This window comes from Ruegeria sp. N10 (genome assembly GCF_056531545.1).
In genome coordinates this window covers 43,833-60,366 of the sequence record NZ_JBQFLY010000012.1, presented here as the reverse complement: position 1 = coordinate 60,366, position 16,534 = coordinate 43,833, and the positions used below count along the sequence as shown (strand labels likewise).

Below are 16,534 nucleotides of genomic sequence, written 5' to 3'. Positions count from 1 at the left end.
TCTTCACCTTTTCAAAATACTCATACCCCAAACCCCGCCGCTGATCCGGCGGGGTTTTCTTTTGCGCGTTCAGACCTTGCCCGCCCCTGCCGCCGCTTGTTAGCAATCACCAACCCCAACCGTCCGAGGCTGTCATGACCCAGTTTGCCCCACCGCTCCAGACAGTCTCGACCGGGCTGGTTGTCGCCATTGTCGGGTTCTTCAGTTCCTTTCCTATCGTGTTGCAGGGGCTGGCCGCGATGGACGCGTCTCCGGCGCAGGCGGCCTCGGGCCTGATGATGGCGGCCATCGCAATGGGACTGACCGCCATTGTGCTGAGCCTGTGGTACCGGCAACCGATCAGCGTCGCTTGGTCGACACCGGGGGCGGCGCTGCTGGCGGTGTCCGCGACTCCGGCGCTGGGGTTTTCCGAGGCAACGGGCGCGTTCCTGTGTGCAGGGGCGCTGACGGTTCTGGCCGGGCTCTGGCGGCCATTGGGGCGGCTAGCGGCCGCCATTCCGACGACTCTGGCACAGGCCATGCTGGGGGGCGTTCTGCTGCCGCTTTGCATTCTGCCCTTTCAGGCCGCAGTCGAATTGCCCGAGCAAGCCCTGGCGGTGATCCTGACATGGTTCATCGCGGGCCGGATCAACCGGCTGTTCGCCGTTCCGGCGGCCGTTGCCGCCGCCGCGCTTGTTGTGGTGCTGAACGCAGGCGACACCTCGGTGACCCCGGCGCGATGGCTGGCGGCACCGGTCTGGACCATGCCCGGTTTCTCGCTGGCCTCGACCATCGGAATCGCCATCCCGCTGTTTATCGTCACGATGGCGACCCAGAATATTCCCGGCATCGCGGTGATGCGCAGCTTTGGCTATACCCCGGCGCCGGGCAGGCTGTTTTCATCCGTGGGTGGGGCAAGCCTGTTATCGGCTCCGTTTGGTGCGCCTGCCACCTGCCTTGCGGCGATCACGGCTGCGATGTGTTCCAACGAAGACAGCCACCCCGATCCCGCGCAACGGTACTGGTCGGCCATCATGGGTGGGGTGTTCTACGGTGTATTCGGCATCTTTGCCGTGGCGATTACCGGCTTTGCATCCCATGCCGATCCGCTGTTGATGGGGACATTGACCGGTGTCGCCCTGATCGGCGTGCTGGCCAATTCGATTTTCGCAGCACTTGAGGTTCCGGCCGAGCGTGAGGCCGCGATGCTGACCTTTGCGATCACCGCATCGGGCATCTCGGTCTTTGGGCTGGGCGCGGCGGTCTGGGGCCTGCTGGTCGGCGGGCTGGCCTATCTGGTGAGCAACAGAATCCGGTAGCCGCTTTCGCATCCTGCCCTTGCCGGGATTAATCGCCCCTTGGTTGGTTCGGCAGAACGCAAGGTTGTGATGGCGAAAAACGCCGATTTTGAAATGCGTTACAACATGGCCCGCGATGCACGGCGGGCTTTCATCCGCTGATCATTTGAACTCGGGCTTGCGGCCCTGCATCTGCGCCATCACGACCTCCATCTGATGCGGCTTGCCGATCAGCTCAACCTGCTCGGCGGATTCCGCCTTGAGAACATCCGCGCGGGGCTGGGTTTCGGCCACTTCGATCAGCCGCTTGGCGGCACGGATGGCCGAAGGGCTTTGACCGGCGATGTTCTCGGCAATGGCCAAAGCTTCGGTCAGCGGATCATCTGAAAGCTGCGTGACCAGCCCCCAATCCATCGCCTGCTGCGCACCGATGGGCCGGGCCGTGTAGGTCAGCAGACGCAGAACGTCCGAACGCACAAGCCGGGGCAACAGAACCATGCCACCCATATCGGGGATGATACCCCATTTCATCTCCATCACCGCCAGTTTCGCCTCGGGGTGCGCGATACGGATATCCGCGCCCAGCGCAATTTGCAGGCCACCGCCATAGGCGACACCCTGAATGGCGCAGATCACCGGTACCGGTACGCGACGCCAGATCAGGGCCAGCTCCTGCATCTCGTTGGCATCCTCATGGTTGCGGGTCATCAGCCATTCGGTGGGATCCATATGGGCCATCTTTGCAAAGCTTGCCATGTCGAGCCCTGCGCAGAAGCTTTTCCCCTCGCCCGACAAAACCACGGCGCGGGCGTCCGAGGCGGCGACCTCTTGCCCGGCAGAGAGCAATGCCTTGACCATCGCGTCATCCAGCGCATTCATCTTGTCACCTCTGGTCAGGGTGACATGGGCAACATGGTCTTGATAGGTGACGGATACACGTGACATGGGGGACCTCCCGAAATTCAGTTGCGGCGACCATGCCCGGACGGGACGCCGAATTCCACTGCGACGTCAGGGCAGATCGCTGACAGGCATCCGCCCGAACCAGGGGGAATCGAGCGTCATGACATAGAACTGATCGCCCACGATCCGGCCCCCTGTTGTGATGCCAATACGGCCTTGAGGGTCTTGAAGCGTGCGCAGGATCGTGCCTTCACCATCAAATTGCACCAGCATACCCCGATGGATCGGTGCCGGGCGTACAGCCGGACCCAGCCGCCAGACCACCTTGCGCAGGAAGGGGTACGGCATCAGTGCCTCGGACGGGACACGCGGGCTGGCGAAGGCCATCCAGTAGGTGCCATCACCTTGTGCTTCGAGATTGTCGGGATAGCCGGGCAGGTTGTCCAGCAAGACCTCTTGCTGACCGGCTTTCGGCCCGCTGAGCCACAGCTTGTGTACCCGTGCGCGACCGGTCTCGGCGATCAGCAGGAAATCTGCGTCAGGTGAGAGCGCAATGCCATTGGTATAGACGAACCCAGTGGCAATCTTTTCGGTGCGGCCATCGGGTGTGTGACGGGCGACATAGCCTGTATCGGATTGTTCCCAGATGGTCAGGACCGAAGTCGGCTTGGTCCCGCCCATGGTTTCGGGATCGAACCGGTCGGAAGAGTTCGAAAAATAGATCGTGCCGTCCTGCGCCACGTCCAGTTGGTTTGCATAGACCACGGGCGCACCGTCGATATCGGCCACCACGGATTCAAGCGTGCCCGGCCCAGTCCAGCGCATCACGCCGCGAAAGCTGTCGGCAATGTAAAGCGCGCCATCCGGTCCGGCCCTGAGACCCAGAGGACGCCCACCGAGTTGGTCGGCCACAACAGGGTCGGCCCCGTCAATGCGATAGAGCGTGCCAGACCGGCTGGTCGTATAGACCGCGCCGTCGGGCAGGATGGCGATGTCTTCGGGGCCGGTTTCCCCATCGGGCAAGTGGATCAGCTGCGCGGCGTCCAGCACGGTGTTCTCGGCGAAATCCCCTGTGAAACCGGCAGCTTCCGGCATCTCAACGGCGACGGGGATAACGGGAACGGGCCAGAACAGAAGATAGGCAAGGCCCAGAAGAACAATGGCAGACAGTATGCGCATTTGCGCTCCTTACTTGTGTTTCAATACGTTCTGACGCGCGGGATGAGGTGCGCGCTTGCCCGAAGCTCGGGCTTGGGGTTATCTGCAGGCATGACAGGACCACGATACACCCCGCTTGCCCAATCCCTGCCCGCCACCGTGCCCTTTGTGGGCCCCGAAACGCAAGAGCGTCAGCGCGGCGCGGCGTTCATTGCCCGTCTTGGCGCCAACGAGAGCGTGTTTGGCCCCTCGCCCCACGCGATCCGGGCCATGGAGCAGGCCGCGTCTGATATCTGGATGTATGGTGATCCCGAGAACCACGATCTGCGCCATGCTTTGGCCGAGTATCATGGGGTAACCCCCGAAAATATCGTCGTAGGCGAAGGGATTGACGGGCTTCTGGGTTATCTTGTGCGTCTGATTGTAGGGCCCGGGGATGCGGTTGTGACCTCGGACGGGGCGTATCCCACCTTTAATTATCATGTCGCCGGGTTCGGTGGCGTTTTGCACAAGGTTCCCTATGCCGGGGATCACGAAGACCCGGCGGCCCTGTTTGCGAAGGCGGCCGAGGTGGGTGCAAAGCTGGTCTATCTGGCCAATCCGGACAATCCGATGGGCAGCTGGCATTCCGGCGCGGATATCGTGGCGGCGATGGACGCCCTGCCCGACGGGTGCCTGCTGATTCTGGATGAGGCTTATGTGGAGTGCGCGCCAGATGGGACAGCGGCTCCTGTAAGCGCAGACGACCCCCGCGTGATACGGATGCGGACATTTTCCAAGGTCTATGGCATGGCGGGCGCACGGGTTGGCTATGCCATGGGAGCGCCCGACCTGATTGCAGCCTTCAACAAGGTGCGCAACCATTTCGGCATGAACCGCGCGGCACAGGCCGGGGCGTTGGCCGCGTTGCAGGATGGTGCGTGGCTGGAGCATATTCAGGCGCAAATCGCCGAGGCGCGTGAGCGGATAGGAACGATTGCCCGCGAGAACGGGTTGGAGCCGCTGCCCTCGGCCACCAATTTCGTGACGATTGATTGCGGGCGGGATGGGGATTTTGCCCGAGCGGTTCTGGAGGCTCTGGTTGCGCGGGGCCTGTTTGTCCGGATGCCGTTTGCAACGCCCCAGAACAGGTGCATCCGGGTAAGCTGTGGTGAAACAGCAGATCTGGATGCTTTCGCGGCCGCCTTGCCCAAGGCGCTAGCGGAAGTGCGGGCAAAGACGGACTAGCGCTGGTCTGTCTTGCCATCGGGTCAAAGGGGGGCTGTCTGCCCCCCATCGCGCAATGCGCGATTCCCCCCGAGGATATTTTTGGCCAGATGAAGGGGCGGATCAGTGCTGTTCGTCTGAAGTGTATCAGGCGGCCAGGACGGCAGCGGCGGCCTCGAGCGCGCCTTTGCCACGGGGGATATTAAGCGCGGCCATGGCCGTTTCCATACCGCCCAGCATCGCCATCACCATTTGCCCGTTGACATGGCCCATATGCCCGAGGCGGAAACAGCTGTCGTAATCCTCCATCCCGAGGCCAATGCCCAGTGTCAGGCCCAGCTGATGTTCAGTGAACGCGCGCAGGGCCGTGCCGCGCCCCCCGTTCAGGCGCAGGGCGGTAACGGCATGGCTGCGGTGGGCGCGGTCGGCAACGTTCAGATGCAGCGCGCCGCCTTCGGCCCATGTTTCGCAGGCCGCCCAAATGGCAGTAGCCAGACGTTCATGGCGGGCCCAGACCTGTTCGATCCCTTCCGCATGGATCAGGTCGAGCGCGGCGCGCAGACCATAGAGGTGATGCGTCGGCGCGGTACCGTCGAAATACTGGTAGAACAGGTCGGGATTGGCGCGCGGCTGCCAGTCCCAATATCGCGAAACACGCGGCATGGCGGCCCGCTTAACCTGTGCTTTGTCGTTGAAAAAGACAAAGCCTGTACCTGCGGGGGTCATCAGGCCTTTCTGGCAGGCGGTGACCGTGACATCGACGCCCCATTCATCCATCTCGAACCGGTCGCATCCCAGCGAGGCGATGCAATCGGCCATCAACAGCGCCGGGTGGTCCAGATCGTTGAGCAGTTTGCGCAGTGCCGAGATATCGTTGCGGATCGAGCTTGATGTGTCCACATGAACCGCGAGAACGGCCTTGATCTGGTGGCTTTTATCCGCGCGCAAAGCGTCGGCAATTCGGTCGAGATCCCAGGCGGATGAGTTGCCGAAATCGATCAGCTGCACCTTTGCCCCGATGCCTTCGGCCATCTCGGCCCAGCCATGGGTGAACCGGCCCGAGGCAGGAGCCAGAACGGTTTCGCCGGGGGCGATCACGTTGGACAGAGCGGCCTCCCACGTGCCGTGACCATTGGCAATATAGATGGCAACGTCATGGCCTGTGCGTGCAACCCGACGCAGGTCGCGGGTCAGGGCGGGCATCATGTCGATGAGCGCGCCATCGTAGATATTGGGCGACGGACGATGCATCGCCTGCAGGACCGCGTCCGGCATCACCGACGGGCCTGGGATTGCCAAATAAGTTCGCCCCTGAGAGAGGGCAGATGTCTGTGTCATGGGGTCAACCTGTCTGAGTTGACGCCCACATTACCGAGGGGCTTCGCGGCGTCAATCCGCCAGCTTCGATGCCTCGCGCGCAAGTGTTTCGATCCCGGCCCAGTCACCACTTTCGACCATCTGCTTGGGCGCGACCCAGCTGCCACCGGCGCAGACCACGTTGGACAGGGACAGGTAGTCGCGGGCGTTGGACATCGACACCCCGCCTGTCGGGCAAAAGCTGATCTGCCGCAGGGGTGCGCCGATGGCTTTGAGCGCGGGCGCGCCGCCAGAGGCCTCGGCCGGGAAGAATTTCAGCATGTCATAGCCTTTTTCCAGCAATGCCATCGCTTCGCTGGCCGTGGCCGCACCGGGCAGCAGGGGCAGGCCCTCGGCCTCGCACGCCGCGATGAGCGCGTCGGTTGCGCCCGGAGAGACGCCGAACTGCGCGCCCGCCTCTTTGGCGGCGCGGACGTCTTCGGGTGTGACCAGTGTACCTGCGCCGACCACGCCGCCGGGCACCCTGGCCATCGCACGGATCGCGTCGAGTGCGGCGGGCGTGCGCAAGGTGACCTCGAGCGCTGGCAGACCGCCGGCGACCAATGCCTCGGCCAGCGGGCGGGCCTGCGCAACGTCATCGACGACCAGAACCGGAACGATCGGGGCCAGTGCGCAGATCTCGCGGGTACGTTGGGATTTGGACATGAGATTAAACTCCGAAAATGCTGGCACCGGTGTCGGCCGAGCCGACATTCTGGCGGAACGTATCAAAAAGATCGCGCCCTGCACCGTGTTGATTGGCGGACAGGTCGGCGGTGACGGGCGCGCGGTCCAGCACACCAGCGGTGAGGATTTCCAGATCACCCCTGACCGCATCGACGCGCAGGATGTCACCATCCTGAAGGTATGCAATGGGGCCACGGTCGAGCGCTTCGGGGACAACATGGATGGCGGCGGGCACCTTGCCGGAAGCGCCAGACATGCGGCCATCGGTAACCAGCGCCACTTTCTGGCCCCGGCCCTGCAAGATCGACAGCATGGGCGTCAGTGAGTGCAGTTCCGGCATCCCGTTGGCCTTGGGACCCTGGAAGCGCACGACGACGATGACGTCACCGGTAAACTCGCCCGCCTTGAAGGCTGCCTTAACCGCGTCCTGGTCGTGGAAAACGCGGACCGGAGCCTCGACCACCTGATGTTCGGGGGCGACGGCCGAGACCTTCATGACGGCTGTGCCCAGATTGCCGGTCAGGCGCGACAGGCCGCCAGTGGGCTGGAACGGGTCGCGGGCAGGACGGACGATCTTGTCATTCAGGCTGTGGCCAGCGCCGTCTTGCCAGGTCAGCTCACCATCGATTAGCTTGGGCTCGCGCGTGTAATTGTGCAGGCCCTGACCGGCGACGGTCAGCGTATCGGGGTGCAGCAAGCCTTCTTCGAGCAATGTGCCGATCGTGAACCCAAGCCCGCCTGCGGCGTGGAAGTGGTTCACGTCGGCCAGACCGTTGGGATAGACCCGTGCGACCAGCGGGACCACGGCGGAGATATCCGAGAAATCCTGCCAATCCAGCACGATGCCCCCGGCGCGCGCCATGGCGATCAGGTGGATCAGCAGATTGGTCGAGCCTCCCGTCGCCATCAGGCCGACGATACCGTTCACAAAGGCCCGTTCGTCGAGCACCTGGTAAACCGGGGTATAGCTGTTTCCCAGCGCGCTGAGCGACAGGGCGCGGCGCGCGCCCTCTTGTGTCAGCGCGTCGCGCAAGGGCGTGTTGGGATTGACGAAGCTGGAGCCCGGAAGGTGCAGGCCCATGAACTCCATCAGCATCTGGTTGGTATTGGCGGTGCCGTAGAAAGTGCAGGTGCCGGGGCCGTGATAGGCGGCCATTTCGGCGGCCATCAGTTCGTCGCGCCCGACCTCTCCGGCAGCGAATTTCTGGCGAACCTTGGCCTTTTCGTCATTGGGCAGACCGCTGGTCATTGGCCCTGCGGGCAGGAACACGGCAGGCAGATGCCCGAACGCCTGCGCGCCGATGATCAGACCGGGGACAATCTTGTCGCAGACGCCGAGGAAGACTGCCGCGTCATAGGTGTTGTGGCTGAGCGCAATGCCAGTTGCCAGAGCAATCACGTCGCGTGAAAACAGCGACAATTCCATCCCTGCTTCGCCCTGGGTGACACCGTCGCACATGGCTGGCACGCCACCTGCGACCTGAGCAGTACCTCCGGCGGCGCGGATCGCATCGCGGATCAGGGCGGGGTACCTTTCAAAGGGCTGATGGGCGGACAGCATGTCGTTATAGGCGGTGACGATGCCCAGATTGCCCGCCGTGCCGGTGGCCATGGATTGCTGGTCTTCACCCGCACCCGCATAGGCATGGGCCTGACCACTACAGGACAGGTGCGCACGGGCGGGACCTTTGGATCTGGCCTGTTCCATCCGGTCGATATGGGGGCCGCGCAGATCGGCGCTGCGGTCGATGATCCGTTTGGTGACGTCGGAAATGACAGAGTGAACCATGATTACCCTCCGATCTGACGCCAGCGACGCCCATCGCGATGCATCAGCATCAGTGCTTCTTCGGGGCCTGAACTGCCCTGATCGTACTTGGCGGGTTTGTCCCCGCGCTGTTCCCAGCCGTGAATGATGGGATCAACCCAGGCCCAGGCCGCCTCGGCCTCGTCGCCGCGCATGAAAAGGGTCTGATCGCCCCGGATGACATCCATGATCAGGCGTTCATATGCGTCCGGGGATTGCGAGTCATCACCCAGCGCGTCGGCAAAGCTCATGTCCAGAGCAACATCGGACAGGCGGAACCCGCCCTGCCCCGGTTCCTTTATCGTCGTGCGCAGGGTGATGCCTTCGTCTGGTTGCAGGCGGATCACCAGCACGTTGCCGTGCAACGGGCCGACATTGGGAAAGATCGTGTGTGGCGGGTCGCGGAAGAACACCGCGATTTCAGAGGCACGTGCGCGCAGGCGTTTGCCTGTGCGCAGGTAGAACGGCACCCCGGCCCACCGCCAGTTGCCGATATGAACCTTGAGCGCAATGAAGCTTTCGGTGCGGCTGGCGGGGTTGCCAACGTGATCAAGGTATCCGTCACCGCCCTTGCCCGTGCGATATTGACCACGGGCGATATCCCTGGGTTCGACCGGTTCCAGCGCCTCGATCACCTTGACCTTCTCGTCACGCACCGCGTTGGGAGAGAACTTTGACGGAGGTTCCATCGCGGTTAGGCACAGCAACTGCACCAGATGGTTCTGGATCATGTCCCGCATCGCGCCGGATTGATCGTAATAGGCCCCGCGCCCTTCGACCCCGACGGTTTCCGCCACGGTGATCTGCACATGGTCGACATGGGTCGAATTCCAAAGCGGCTCGAACAGGGAATTCGCAAAGCGCAGCGCCATCAGGTTCTGCACGGTTTCCTTGCCCAGATAATGGTCGATCCGGTAAATCTGGTGTTCCTTGAAACACGCCCGCAAGCCTTCGTTCAGCGCTTTTGCCGAGGCAAGGTCATGACCGAACGGCTTTTCAACAACGATGCGGCTGTCCGGCGTGGCCAGACCGGCGTCATGCAGGCGCTGCGCAATGCCCGAAAACAGGCTGGGACCCACCGACAGGTAAAAGGCCCGCACCACGTCGGGGCGCAGCAGCTTGGACAGATCGGACCATCCGGCATCGCCCAGTGCATCCACCGGCACGTATTCAACATGAGACAGGAACCGGTCCAATGTGTCCTTTTTGAACTTTGGTGCGAATTCCTGCATCGATGCGCGGACCTGATCGCGAAACCCGTTGCTGTCGATATCCGAGCGCGCCGTGCCGATGATCCGCGCCCCATCGGGCATCTGGCCGACCTCGAACCGATGGTACAAGCCCGGCAAGATCTTACGTTGCGCCAGATCCCCGGTCGCGCCGAACAACACAAGATCGAACGGCTCTACCGGAATTACGCGTGAAACCATCACAGGCTCCTTCTCGAGTTTGCCGATATCAGTTCAGCACGGCATGAAACGGCTCTGCGGCACACTGTTACCGCTAACATTGCCTGCGTGATAGAAAGCCTGCGCGAAAAAATCAAGCATAGTTTCCCCAAAAAGCGAGGTTTTGCGGGCTATACCTGACTGCGCAGCCACTCCATCACGGCCGGGCGCACGGATTGTTCGCCACGATGGCGCGCGTCGGCGATGATTTTTCGCACCTCCATCAGGTCGCACCGCAGCAACAGGCTTTTGACCGGACCAATCGACGCCGGGCGCATCGACAGGGTGCGAATTCCCATGGCCGCAAGGCACAGCGCCTCGACCGGGCGGCCCGCATCCTCGCCACAGAAACTGAGCGGGGTGTCCGAAAGACCGCACCGTTCGACAATGCGTTCCATCAGGCTCAGGAAACTGACGTTCAACGTGTCATAGCGGCGGCGGACCAGTTCATTTTCGCGGTCAGCCGCAAAAAAGAACTGCTTGAGGTCATTCCCGCCGATCGAGATGAAATCGACCTCGTCAAAGAACTTTTGCGGCGCAAAGGCCAGCGATGGAGTTTCCAGCATCGCGCCGACTTCAAGCGTTTCGGGCAGAACATGGCCCAGTCGCTTTTCGCGTTCGATGGTTTTGTTCACCTCCCAGCGGGCTTCGCGATATTCCTCGGCCTGCGCGACAAAGGGGAACATGATGGTCAGCGGGCGGCCATTGGCGGCGCGCAGAAGGGCCTGCAACTGCATCCGCATCACGCCGCGTTTGTCCAGACCGACTCGAATGGCGCGCCAACCAAGGGCCGGGTTGGGTTCGGCCACGTGTTTCATATAGGGCAGCACCTTGTCCGACCCGATATCGAGTGTGCGGAACACCACCCTTTTGTCGCCCGCCGCATCCAGTACCCGCTGATACTGGGTGACAAGCTCGGACCGTTTGGGCATCTGATTGCGGATCAGGAATTGCAGCTCGGTTCGGAACAGACCAACACCTTCGGCACCCGACGTTCCCAGCGACGGGAGATCGGCCATAAGGCCCGCGTTCATCACCAGATTGATGCGCGTTCCGTCGCGTGTGACACAGGGGGTTTCGCGGATCGAGGCATAGCGTTCCTGCGCTTTGGCCTGCATCGCGATCTTGTCGCGGAAGGCGCCGACCACGCTGTCTTCGGGGCGCAGGTGAACAACGCCCTGATCGCCGTCCACCAGCACATGGTCGCCGTTCAGCGCTTCGGTCGTGATCCGGCCCACATGGACCACCAAAGGGATTGCCAGCGCACGGGCCACAATGGTGGCGTGACTGCCGACTGAACCCTCTTCGAGGATGATCCCCTTCAACGCCCGCCCGTATTCCAGCAGGTCACCGGGGCCGATATTGCGCGCGACCAGAATCGGATCGGGCGGCAGATCGGCGCTGTCGGTTTTTCCCTGCCCGGTCAGAATGCGCAGCAAACGGTTGCTGAGGTCGTCAAGATCCGCCAGCCGTTCGCGCAGATAGGGATCGGACACCTGCCCCATCCGGGCGCGCGCCTGAGATTGTTCTTTCTCGACCGCGGCCTCGGCACTGAGCCCCAGAGCAATGTCCTCTTCCATCCGGCGCATCCAGCCTTTGGAATTGGCAAACATCCGGTAGGCTTCCAGCACCTTGAGCTGTTCGGTGTCACCATCCCGGGAAATCTCGAGCATCTTGTCGACGCCGACGCGCAGCTCTTCCACCGCCTCATTCAGACGTTCGCGTTCCCGGTGCGGGTCTTCGGCGATCGGATTGGTGACAACCACACGGGGTTCATGCAGCCAGACATGGCCTTCGGCGGAACCTTCCTGCGCCGGGCCGCCGCGCAACAGGACCGATTGCTGGTGCCGTGGCGACAGGGCCGCGCCTTCGCCGACAAAGGCACCCAGTTCGGCCATTTCGGCCAGCACCATGGCCACCACTTCCAGCGCATAGATCTCGTCGGCGGAAAATTCACGCGCTTTGCGGGACTGGACAACCAGAACACCCAGCTTTTCCCCAAGGCGCTGCACCGGCACGCCGAGAAAGGACGAAAACCGCTCTTCCCCGGTTTCCGGCATATACCGGAACCCTTTTTCAGACGGCGCGTCCGGGGTGTTGACCACCTTGCCGGTCTTGGCGACCCGGCCCACCAGCCCCTCGCCCAGGCGCATCCGGGTCTGGTGTACCGATTCCGGCGCAAGCCCTTGGGTCGCGCAGAGTTCCAGGGTCTCATCATCGCGGAACAGATAGATCGAGCACACTTCGCTGCGCATGCTGTCAGCGATCAGATGGGTGATCTGATCAAGACGCTCCTGCCCAGCGGCTTCGCTGGCCATCGCCTCGCGCAACCGCCCCAGCAGCTTGCGGGATTCTGTTTCCGTGCCGTCTGCCATGGCCCAACCAATTCAGTGTGTCAGGCGAAACCCTTGGCCGATCAGCTCAGGCCGCCTTGTCCAGTTCAAAGGCATCATGCAGTGCCTGAACGGCAAGTTCCATGTATTTCCTGTCGATAAGAACGGAAATTTTGATCTCGGAGGTTGTGATGACCTTGATGTTGATCCCCTCATCCGAGAGTACCTTGAACATTTTGGCCGCAACACCCGATTGCGAGCGCATACCGATTCCCACCACCGAAACCTTGCAGACACCGGTATCGGCGACCAGTTCGGCATAGTTGAGCTCGCCCTTGTCCTTGATCGCCAGCAGCGCTTTTTCGGCACGGACCACCTGATCGGTGGGGCACGAGAAGGTCATGTCCGTGCGTCCCTCGTCCGAGATGTTCTGCACGATCATGTCGACATTGACGCCCTCATCGCTGAGCGCGGTGAAGATGGTCGAGGCGATACCGGGACGGTCCGCCACCGAAACGACGGTCATCTTGGCCTCGTCACGGGAATAGGCCACACCGGCCACAACATTGGATTCCATGATATCCTCCTCGTCAACGACCAGCGTACCGGCCTCGTCGGATTGTTCTTCGAAACTTGAAAGAACGCGCAGTTTCACCTTGTAGCGCATTGCCAGCTCGACCGAGCGGGTCTGCAGCACCTTGGCGCCCAGCGACGCCAGTTCGAGCATTTCCTCGAACGAGATCCTGTGCAGCTTGCGGGCCTTTTCGCAGATGCGCGGATCGGTGGTATAGACACCATCCACGTCGGTATAGATGTCGCAGCGTTCCGCACCAAACGCCGCGGCAAAAGCCACGGCAGTGGTGTCCGAGCCACCCCGGCCCAGCGTTGTGATGCGGCCTTCGGGGCTGAGCCCCTGAAACCCGGCCACAACGGCCACTTTCATGCCTTCGCCGAATTTCTGGTTGATGTTTGTGGTCGGGATGTCTTCGATCCGCGCCTGGCTGTGCGCACTGGTTGTCAGCAGCGGCACTTGCCAGCCCTGCCAGCTGCGCGCCGGAACGTCCATTTCCTGCAATGTCAGAGCCATCAGGCCAGCGGTGACATTTTCGCCCGAAGATACAACAGCATCGTATTCGCGTGCATCAAAAAGCGGCGACGTCTCGTTCACCCAGCCCACCAGCTCGTTGGTCTTGCCCGACATGGCCGAGACGATGACGATCACGTCATAGCCCTTGGCAACTTCAACACCAACACGCTTGGCAGCGCGGCGGATGCGGTCCAGGTTGGCGACCGAAGTGCCGCCGAATTTCATAACGAGTACGGGCATGGGGGCAAATGTCTCCGCGCCTTGGATTAGAGGTCCCGAGCCTCATAAGCGAGGGGCACCCCAAGAGCAAGAGCGCAAACAGGACCCGCCTGTGGCACAGGGCCGCTTTACATTGCGCAGGTGCGGTGTCAGCCTGCGAGTAACAACCAAATCAAGAGGTTCCCCATGTTTCGCCTAGCCCTTGCCGTTACTTTGTTGTCGTCGCCTGTACTGGCCCAGGTTGCCAGTGTGGCCGGAACGGACGGAAAGAATGCACTGGGCAAAGTGCCCTGCGCCGCAAATGCCGGTGACCCGATGCAAAGCTGCAATGCGGAACTGCGCCGCCATGACGACGGCACGATAACGCTTGCGGTTGCTCTTGGTGGAGGAGAGGTGCGCCGCATCTATTTCAAGGAAGGCGTGCCAGACTCCAGCAGTTCCACCTCGAAGATGTCGTATGAAACGCGCGGTGATTTGATGGTTATCTATATTGAACCCGGTGAAGTCTATGAAATTCCCAAAGCGGCACTGTCCCGTCAGTAAGCGTGCGCCTGCCCGTCATAGGTTTCGAAACAGCCGGTTGAACTGATCGACAGGGCCTCAAAGCGTTCCATCAGGCCCGAAACAGCCTGATCGACATCAATATCGGCGGCCGCGCCGCCCATGTCGGTTTGTACCCAGCCCGGATGATAGATGCCCACGGCGATCCCCTCGGCTTTCAGATCCGTTGCAAGGTTCCGCCCCAGATTCAGCGCCGCCGCCTTGGAGGCACGGTAGATATAGCTGCCCCCCGGTGCCCGCGTATGAGACGCCATCTGCGACGAGATGATCGCGACCTTGCCGCCTGCGGCACGCAGATTGGGCAACAAGGCCTGAACGGTCAGGAAAACGCCGGTCACGTTGGTGGCAAAGCTTTGCGCCCACATTTCGGCGGGGTAGCCGTCGATCGTGTGCCCCTTGTCCAGATAGACCCCGGCATTGCAGACCAGCAGATCAACGGGCTGGCCTTTCAGCTGTTCGGCCATTGCCGCCTGTTGGGCAGGGGCCGCCACGTCCAGACGCACCTGCGCGCTGCCATCGCGCGCGGTTCCGGTGACCGCGTCACCGCGGGTGTCGTAGCGCGTGGCAAGGGCGCGGCCGATACCGCGATTGGCACCGGTGATCACAACATGCATGGATCAGTTGGTCTTTCTGCTGGGCAAAAACGGCAGCGGTGCCACCGGCACGCCATCTTCGATCAGCGATTTCGCTTCATCCGGTCTGGCTTCACCATAGATCGAACGCTCTGGCGCCTCTCCCAGATGCATCTTGCGCGCCTCGCTTGCAAAATCCTTGCCAACGTAGTCCGAGTTCTTTTCCACATGGCGGCGCAACTCGGCCAGAACCTTCGCGATCTCAGGCGAAGGGGTGGCGACGTTGATCTGTTCATTGGATGCAGGCGCGTTTTCAGGTTTTCCCTGCGCATTCCGGGCCGGACGGACACGCGGTGTCATGATCGCCTTCGCAACCTGCGTACATCCGCAGATCGCGCAGGTCACCATCCTGGCAGAGGCCAGCTTGTCAAAGGCTTCTGCGGATTGAAACCAGCTGTCGAATGTGTGGCCTTCACTGCATTTCAACGCGTATTGAATCATGTTCAGTCCAAAATTGCGATTGGCGAATAGATACCGACCAGACTGACAATATCAAGCCTCTCTGGAGCTATCTTAATGTGTATATGTCTTAAAGTCGCGTAACAAATCGGCTAGCTCGGGTGATCCGACCTTTTGAGCTGCCTTTTTAGGCGCAAACCACTTGCGCCTGCGCTCGTGCTGTTCAGGGAAATCCTGCGACATAACCTGTACATGCAGCGCAAAAACATCAACCAGTATCAAGGTCGGGGGCTGATTTTGGCGATGCTTCAGGTGCAAAAACTGCCCCAGCCTTGCTGTGCTGCATCGCCCCATCACGCCCGCTTCTTCCCAAGCTTCCTGCACTGCGGTTTCTGATGGGGTCAGCCCGGGGATGAGCCACCCCTTGGGGATAATCCAGCGCTGGGCCCGGCGCGTCGTGATCAGCAAAACCTCTGGCTGGCCATGCCGGATCCGATAACACAGGGCAGAGGATTGCCGCAAAACAGGGTGTTCCGCAGTCTCAGTCAATACACGCGGCACCGGTCTTGCATTCATTGCGCGACGCACCTTTTGTTCGGGCAACGGACCCGTTGGCCTTATAGGCGCGTATGACACGCCTATTTAGCGCCCACCCCTTGAAAAACTACCATATGAAGTGGTGTCCGCCAAGTCTGGCGTGACGGAGCATTTGTTGATCACATGCGGGCTGACAGCTGCTTCACCAGCTCGTCATGCGAGATATCGGCGTCAACCGCCAGTCTTCGCAGGCCGAAATGCACACGCGCGATCTGCTGGTAATAGCGCGAATAGACATAGTTCGTTCCACCACCAGCCAATGCGCCGAGCACCGGGACGGACTGTGCCGCCAGTTTTTGCCCCAGCACGATCGAAAAGCGTGGTGCCACAGCAGCAATCAGACGCTGCATGGCCGGACCGGTCAGTGTCAGGCGCACCGAGAAAAAGCCGAAATCCGCTCCGTCATCATGCGACAGCGGGCCCGATGCGGACAAAACCCGCACGCAGTCGAACTTTACGTTCTCGGCGGACGGGTCGAAACCTTCACGCGCGGCCGCCCCCTGAATGGCACGCAGCAGCATGGCGGTTGTTGCAGGCAGCTCCATCAGGGCTGTTGATACACCGCCCAGCCCACCGGCCGCACCCATGGCCGTGGTAAGCGCGGTATTGACCCAGGGCTGCTGATCAGGAATCGCAAGCCGGGACCCCTGAGCCGCGTGCATCGCAAACCACAACGCCTGCTCGGTAGCCCCTGTCAGGCCGTTCCGAACCGGTTCGGGCAATTGCTCGAGCAGTGACTCGGCTGATCCGCCCAGCTTGTTCAGCAGTTTGACACCGGCCCCTCCGGCAGATCGGTAATAACCCGCCAAACGATCCAGTTCAGCCTCGGCATCCACGTTTTCGACAAGAACCACGTTCTGCATG

Annotated in this window: 15 protein-coding genes; 3 read left to right on the top strand and 12 right to left on the bottom strand. The window is 61.7% G+C overall.

Annotated features, from left to right (window positions below):
• Positions 1-134 precede the first annotated feature (134 nt).
• Positions 135-1,298 carry a benzoate/H(+) symporter BenE family transporter gene (locus tag ACR0JI_RS15570; RefSeq protein ID WP_480473661.1) on the top strand — a complete coding sequence of 388 codons (1,164 nt, stop codon included), beginning with the start codon at positions 135-137 and terminating at the stop codon, positions 1,296-1,298.
• Between the two features lie 141 nt (positions 1,299-1,439).
• Here ACR0JI_RS15570 and ACR0JI_RS15565 read toward each other — a convergent pair whose 3' ends face one another.
• Together ACR0JI_RS15565 and ACR0JI_RS15560 are read right to left on the bottom strand one after the other, a co-directional pair.
• Positions 1,440-2,222, bottom strand: a complete 783-nt coding sequence (locus ACR0JI_RS15565; RefSeq protein ID WP_480473662.1) for a crotonase/enoyl-CoA hydratase family protein — start codon at positions 2,220-2,222, stop codon at positions 1,440-1,442.
• 66 nt (positions 2,223-2,288) lie between these two features.
• Complete coding sequence (locus ACR0JI_RS15560) at positions 2,289-3,359, bottom strand: SMP-30/gluconolactonase/LRE family protein (protein ID WP_480495133.1); 1,071 nt, start codon at positions 3,357-3,359, stop codon at positions 2,289-2,291.
• A gap of 90 nt (positions 3,360-3,449) precedes the next feature.
• On the opposite strand from ACR0JI_RS15560, the gene ACR0JI_RS15555 reads away from it, so the two are divergent.
• Positions 3,450-4,565, top strand: coding sequence for a pyridoxal phosphate-dependent aminotransferase (locus tag ACR0JI_RS15555; RefSeq protein ID WP_480495135.1), 1,116 nt, complete (start codon positions 3,450-3,452; stop codon positions 4,563-4,565).
• 126 nt (positions 4,566-4,691) lie between these two features.
• Here ACR0JI_RS15555 and ACR0JI_RS15550 read toward each other — a convergent pair whose 3' ends face one another.
• The 6 genes from ACR0JI_RS15550 to ACR0JI_RS15525 form a co-directional block, all read right to left on the bottom strand.
• Positions 4,692-5,882 carry a pyridoxal-phosphate-dependent aminotransferase family protein gene (locus tag ACR0JI_RS15550; protein WP_480495137.1) on the bottom strand — a complete coding sequence of 397 codons (1,191 nt, stop codon included), beginning with the start codon at positions 5,880-5,882 and terminating at the stop codon, positions 4,692-4,694.
• A 51-nt stretch (positions 5,883-5,933) separates the two neighbouring features.
• Complete coding sequence (locus ACR0JI_RS15545) at positions 5,934-6,566, bottom strand: bifunctional 4-hydroxy-2-oxoglutarate aldolase/2-dehydro-3-deoxy-phosphogluconate aldolase (protein WP_480495140.1); 633 nt, start codon at positions 6,564-6,566, stop codon at positions 5,934-5,936.
• A 4-nt stretch (positions 6,567-6,570) separates the two neighbouring features.
• The gene (gene edd, locus ACR0JI_RS15540; RefSeq protein WP_480495142.1) at positions 6,571-8,376 is read right to left on the bottom strand and encodes a phosphogluconate dehydratase; all 1,806 of its coding nucleotides are present in this window, start codon (positions 8,374-8,376) and stop codon (positions 6,571-6,573) included.
• A gap of 2 nt (positions 8,377-8,378) precedes the next feature.
• Entirely contained in the window at positions 8,379-9,824 is a 1,446-nt protein-coding gene (gene zwf / locus ACR0JI_RS15535) for a glucose-6-phosphate dehydrogenase (RefSeq protein WP_480495144.1), read from the bottom strand.
• A gap of 149 nt (positions 9,825-9,973) precedes the next feature.
• Complete coding sequence (ptsP, locus tag ACR0JI_RS15530; protein WP_480495146.1) at positions 9,974-12,217, bottom strand: phosphoenolpyruvate--protein phosphotransferase; 2,244 nt, start codon at positions 12,215-12,217, stop codon at positions 9,974-9,976.
• Positions 12,218-12,263: 46 nt separating this feature from the next.
• Positions 12,264-13,502 (bottom strand): aspartate kinase, encoded by a 1,239-nt coding sequence (locus tag ACR0JI_RS15525; protein WP_480473670.1) that lies wholly within the window; start codon positions 13,500-13,502, stop codon positions 12,264-12,266.
• Positions 13,503-13,667: 165 nt separating this feature from the next.
• Here ACR0JI_RS15525 and ACR0JI_RS15520 point away from each other — a divergent pair, with 165 nt between their 5' ends.
• On the top strand, positions 13,668-14,024 hold the full coding sequence (locus tag ACR0JI_RS15520; protein ID WP_480473671.1) for a hypothetical protein: 357 nt from the start codon (positions 13,668-13,670) through the stop codon (positions 14,022-14,024).
• Here ACR0JI_RS15520 and ACR0JI_RS15515 read toward each other — a convergent pair.
• The 4 genes from ACR0JI_RS15515 to ACR0JI_RS15500 all read right to left on the bottom strand — a co-directional run bounded on the left by ACR0JI_RS15515 (position 14,018) and on the right by ACR0JI_RS15500 (position 16,533).
• Positions 14,018-14,656, bottom strand: coding sequence for an SDR family NAD(P)-dependent oxidoreductase (locus ACR0JI_RS15515; RefSeq protein ID WP_480495148.1), 639 nt, complete (start codon positions 14,654-14,656; stop codon positions 14,018-14,020). The genes ACR0JI_RS15520 and ACR0JI_RS15515 overlap by 7 nt on opposite strands.
• A gap of 3 nt (positions 14,657-14,659) precedes the next feature.
• The gene (locus ACR0JI_RS15510; protein ID WP_480473673.1) at positions 14,660-15,115 is read right to left on the bottom strand and encodes a DUF1178 family protein; all 456 of its coding nucleotides are present in this window, start codon (positions 15,113-15,115) and stop codon (positions 14,660-14,662) included.
• Positions 15,116-15,187: 72 nt separating this feature from the next.
• On the bottom strand, positions 15,188-15,541 hold the full coding sequence (locus ACR0JI_RS15505) for an NUDIX hydrolase (protein ID WP_480495150.1): 354 nt from the start codon (positions 15,539-15,541) through the stop codon (positions 15,188-15,190).
• 248 nt (positions 15,542-15,789) lie between these two features.
• Positions 15,790-16,533: an EcsC family protein gene (locus tag ACR0JI_RS15500; RefSeq protein ID WP_480495152.1), complete on the bottom strand. Its 744-nt coding sequence runs from the start codon at positions 16,531-16,533 to the stop codon at positions 15,790-15,792.
• Position 16,534 lies beyond the last annotated feature (1 nt).

What these genes read in the sequence shown, in the direction of transcription:
- ACR0JI_RS15570 (WP_480473661.1), top strand. Translation starts at nt 135, where the DNA reads ATGACCCAGTTTGCCCCACCGCTCCAGACAGTCTCGACCGGGCTGGTT.
- ACR0JI_RS15565 (WP_480473662.1), bottom strand. Translation starts at nt 2,222, where the DNA reads ATGTCACGTGTATCCGTCACCTATCAAGACCATGTTGCCCATGTCACC.
- ACR0JI_RS15560 (WP_480495133.1), bottom strand. Translation starts at nt 3,359, where the DNA reads ATGCGCATACTGTCTGCCATTGTTCTTCTGGGCCTTGCCTATCTTCTG.
- ACR0JI_RS15555 (WP_480495135.1), top strand. Translation starts at nt 3,450, where the DNA reads ATGACAGGACCACGATACACCCCGCTTGCCCAATCCCTGCCCGCCACC.
- ACR0JI_RS15550 (WP_480495137.1), bottom strand. Translation starts at nt 5,882, where the DNA reads ATGACACAGACATCTGCCCTCTCTCAGGGGCGAACTTATTTGGCAATC.
- ACR0JI_RS15545 (WP_480495140.1), bottom strand. Translation starts at nt 6,566, where the DNA reads ATGTCCAAATCCCAACGTACCCGCGAGATCTGCGCACTGGCCCCGATC.
- edd (WP_480495142.1), bottom strand. Translation starts at nt 8,376, where the DNA reads ATGGTTCACTCTGTCATTTCCGACGTCACCAAACGGATCATCGACCGC.
- zwf (WP_480495144.1), bottom strand. Translation starts at nt 9,824, where the DNA reads ATGGTTTCACGCGTAATTCCGGTAGAGCCGTTCGATCTTGTGTTGTTC.
- ptsP (WP_480495146.1), bottom strand. Translation starts at nt 12,217, where the DNA reads ATGGCAGACGGCACGGAAACAGAATCCCGCAAGCTGCTGGGGCGGTTG.
- ACR0JI_RS15525 (WP_480473670.1), bottom strand. Translation starts at nt 13,502, where the DNA reads ATGCCCGTACTCGTTATGAAATTCGGCGGCACTTCGGTCGCCAACCTG.
- ACR0JI_RS15520 (WP_480473671.1), top strand. Translation starts at nt 13,668, where the DNA reads ATGTTTCGCCTAGCCCTTGCCGTTACTTTGTTGTCGTCGCCTGTACTG.
- ACR0JI_RS15515 (WP_480495148.1), bottom strand. Translation starts at nt 14,656, where the DNA reads ATGCATGTTGTGATCACCGGTGCCAATCGCGGTATCGGCCGCGCCCTT.
- ACR0JI_RS15510 (WP_480473673.1), bottom strand. Translation starts at nt 15,115, where the DNA reads ATGATTCAATACGCGTTGAAATGCAGTGAAGGCCACACATTCGACAGC.
- ACR0JI_RS15500 (WP_480495152.1), bottom strand. Translation starts at nt 16,533, where the DNA reads ATGCAGAACGTGGTTCTTGTCGAAAACGTGGATGCCGAGGCTGAACTG.